The 3,551-nt window shown below is 71.4% G+C and carries 4 protein-coding genes; all 4 read left to right on the top strand.

The window, feature by feature from the left end:
• The first annotated feature begins 421 nt into the window (after positions 1 to 421).
• The 4 genes from ACXJKG_RS20150 (at position 422) to ACXJKG_RS20165 (ending at position 3,402) form a co-directional block, all read left to right on the top strand.
• Entirely contained in the window at positions 422 to 1,639 is a 1,218-nt protein-coding gene (locus tag ACXJKG_RS20150) for an NADP-dependent isocitrate dehydrogenase (protein WP_456847500.1), read from the top strand.
• Between the two features lie 116 nt (positions 1,640 to 1,755).
• On the top strand, positions 1,756 to 2,745 hold the full coding sequence (locus ACXJKG_RS20155; protein WP_456847501.1) for a malate dehydrogenase: 990 nt from the start codon (positions 1,756 to 1,758) through the stop codon (positions 2,743 to 2,745).
• A 2-nt stretch (positions 2,746 to 2,747) separates the two neighbouring features.
• Positions 2,748 to 3,134, top strand: coding sequence for a hypothetical protein (locus ACXJKG_RS20160; RefSeq protein WP_456847502.1), 387 nt, complete (start codon positions 2,748 to 2,750; stop codon positions 3,132 to 3,134).
• A 1-nt stretch (position 3,135) separates the two neighbouring features.
• Positions 3,136 to 3,402, top strand: coding sequence for a DUF167 domain-containing protein (locus tag ACXJKG_RS20165; RefSeq protein ID WP_456847503.1), 267 nt, complete (start codon positions 3,136 to 3,138; stop codon positions 3,400 to 3,402).
• Positions 3,403 to 3,551: the final 149 nt, after the last annotated feature.

Below are 3,551 nucleotides of genomic sequence, written 5' to 3' on the forward strand. Positions count from 1 at the left end.
GCGCCGGCGCCGTGGGCGCCGCGGGCTCGACGGGCGCTGCGGGAGCGGCGGCGGGTGCCGCCGCGGCGGGCTCGGGCGTGCCGGCGACCGTGGTCTCGTCGGGCTCCGGGGAGCCGGCGGCCTTGTCGGGGGTGTCCTGTGACATGTCGATCCTGTCGTGAGTAACCGTCGATGAAAGGGGCTGGTGCGCGGGGAGCCTGCCACGTCCGGCTGTGCGGTCGTGGCGACGCGACGATCGGCGCCATGCCCCTGGTGGTGCCAGCATGCCAGTAGCGGTGCCATCGGTCACGGTGCACACCCGGCCTGTGGCCGACCAGCACAGATCTCTCGACGTCGAGTAATCTTGTCCGCGGACCCGCGCCGGCACACCCGCAAGACCCGTGCCGTGCCCCCACCCGTCCCCATCACAGGAGATACCCGCATGGCGAAGATCAAGGTTGTCGGCCCGGTCGTCGAGCTCGACGGCGACGAGATGACGCGCATCATCTGGCAGTTCATCAAGGACCGGCTGATCCACCCCTACCTCGACATCGACCTGCGCTACTACGACCTGTCGATCCAGAACCGGGACGCCACCGACGACCAGGTGACCATCGACGCCGCCCACGCCATCAAGGAGCACGGCGTCGGCGTCAAGTGCGCGACGATCACGCCCGACGAGGCCCGCGTCGAGGAGTTCGGCCTGAAGAAGATGTGGGTGTCGCCCAACGGCACCATCCGCAACATCCTCGGCGGCGTCGTCTTCCGCGAGCCGATCATCATCTCCAACATCCCGCGCCTGGTGCCGGGCTGGAACAAGCCGATCATCATCGGCCGTCACGCGTTCGGCGACCAGTACCGCGCGACCAACTTCAAGGTCCCCGGCGCCGGCACGCTGACCATGACCTACACGCCCGCGGACGGCTCCGAGCCGATCACGCAGCAGGTCGTCACGTACCCCGACGGCGGCGGCGTGGCCATGGGCATGTACAACTTCAACGACTCGATCCGCGACTTCGCCCGCGCCTCGTTCGCGTACGGCCTGCAGCGCGGCTACCCGGTCTACCTGTCGACCAAGAACACCATCCTCAAGGCCTACGACGGCTCGTTCAAGGACATCTTCCAGGAGGTGTTCGACGCCGAGTACGCCGCGCAGTTCGCCGAGGCCGGCCTCACCTACGAGCACCGCCTCATCGACGACATGGTCGCCGCGGCCATGAAGTGGGAGGGCGGCTACGTCTGGGCGTGCAAGAACTACGACGGCGACGTGCAGTCCGACACCGTGGCCCAGGGCTTCGGCTCGCTCGGCCTGATGACGTCGGTCCTCATGACCCCCGACGGCAAGACCGTCGAGGCCGAGGCGGCGCACGGCACGGTCACGCGCCACTACCGCCAGCACCAGGCCGGCAAGCCGACGTCGACCAACCCGATCGCGTCGATCTTCGCCTGGACCGGTGGCCTCAAGCACCGCGGCAAGCTGGACAGCACGCCCGAGGTCACGCAGTTCGCCGAGACCCTCGAGCAGGTCGTCGTCGAGACCGTCGAGAGCGGCGCCATGACCAAGGACCTCGCGTCGCTGGTCGGCCCGGACCAGGCGTGGCAGACCACCGAGGAGTTCCTGGCGACCCTCGACGCCAACCTGGCGGCCAAGCTCGCCTGAGCACCCGCCTCGTCAGTAGAGGCGACGGCGCCCGTCCACTTCTGAGGGTGGGCGCCGTCGGTCGTCTGCGGGGTAGCGTGAGGGCGCCGTCGTCGTCGACCGAAGGAGCCCGTTCCGTGGCCAGCTCGCCCGTCACCGTCACCGTCACCGGAGCCGCCGGGCAGATCGGCTACGCGCTGCTCTTCCGGATCGCCTCCGGGCAGCTTCTCGGCGCCGACACCCCCGTCCGCCTGCGGCTCCTCGAGATCCCGCAGGCCGTCAAGGCCGCCGAGGGCACGGCGATGGAGCTGGACGACTGCGCGTTCACCACGCTGGACAGCGTCGAGATCTACGACGACGCGACGGCCGCGTTCGACGGCGTCAACGTGGCGCTGCTCGTCGGTGCCCGACCCCGCACTGCCGGCATGGAGCGCGGCGACCTGCTCTCGGCCAACGGGGGCATCTTCAAGCCCCAGGGGCAGGCGATCAACGCCGGCGCGGCCGAGGACGTCCGGGTCCTCGTCGTGGGCAACCCGGCCAACACGAACGCGTTCATCGCCTCGTCGCACGCCCCCGACGTGCCGGCGCACCGCTTCACGGCGATGACCCGCCTGGACCACAACCGGGCGGTCTCGCAGCTGGCGACGAAGACCGGCGCGAAGGTCGGGGACATCGAGCGGCTGACCATCTGGGGCAACCACTCCGCCACGCAGTACCCGGACCTGTCGCACGCGACCGTGGGCGGTCGCCCGGCGCTCGACGTCGTCGGCGACGACGCCTGGGTCCGCGACACGTTCATCCCCACCGTGGCCAAGCGCGGCGCCGCCATCATCGAGGCCCGTGGCGCGTCGTCGGCGGCCTCGGCGGCCAACGCGGCCATCGACCACGTGTACTCCTGGGTGCACGGCACGCYCGCCGGGGACTGGACGTCGGCCGGCATCGTCTCGGACGGCTCGTACGGCGTGCCCGCCGGCCTCATCTCGTCGTTCCCGGTGACGTCGTCCGGCGGCGAGTGGGAGATCGTGCCGGACCTGTCGATCGACGAGTTCTCGCGCGGCCGCATCGACGCGTCCGTCGCGGAGCTGGTCGAGGAGCGCGACGCCGTGAGGGCGCTCGGCCTGGTCTGACGGTGTGGGCCGAGGAGGTCACGGTCCGGCGCCCGGGCACCGGCCTCGGCGCGTTCCTGGGCTGGGTGCTGCTCGGGGCGGGCATCGGCCTCGGCCTCGGCGCCGTGCTGGTGGCCGGCCTGGTGGTCGCGCTCGCGCTGCTGGCGGTCGCCGGCGTGCTCGTCGCGCGTCAGGGGCTGCGGCCCGCCCAGCTGGGCGTGATCACCGGCCTCGGGGCGCTGCCGCTGACGATCGCCTGGCTGAACCGGCACGGGCCCGGGGAGTACTGCACCAGGACCGCGAGCGGGACCGAGTGCGTCGCGCAGTGGAGCCCGTGGCCGTTCGCGCTGGTCGGGCTCGCGCTGGTCGTCGTCGGGGTGGCCTTGTTCGTGCGCACCCGGCGGGGTTGAGGTGCGCCTCGCGATCCGGGTCCGGCCCGGGGCCTCGCGCACGGCCGTCGGTGGCGTGCACGCCGACCGGCTCGTGGTGGCGGTGAGTGCGCGGGCGGTCGACGGGGCGGCCACGGAGGCGGCGCTGGACGCGCTCGCGGTCGCCCTCGGGGTGCGACCCCGCCACGTCACCCTGGTGTCCGGTGCGACGAGCCGCGACAAGCTGGTGGACGTCGACGCGGACGAGGCGCTGGTGCGGGTGCGGGTCGCTCAGCTGCGCGGGGACTAGATGTACTGACCAAGACCGTTGTTGACGTGACGAGAGACCTCCGGGTCGAGTGGGACTGCTGAAGGAACCACTTGGACCAACGGAGGTCTCTCGTGTCTCACGCTAATGCCCGGCTGACGCCTGCCGGCAGGTTCGTGTTGGTGCAACGC

This window comes from Cellulomonas sp. P5_C6, from assembly GCF_054049635.1.

Coding starts and splice junctions, on each gene's coding strand:
- ACXJKG_RS20150 (WP_456847500.1), top strand. CDS start 422: ATGGCGAAGATCAAGGTTGTCGGCCCGGTCGTCGAGCTCGACGGCGAC.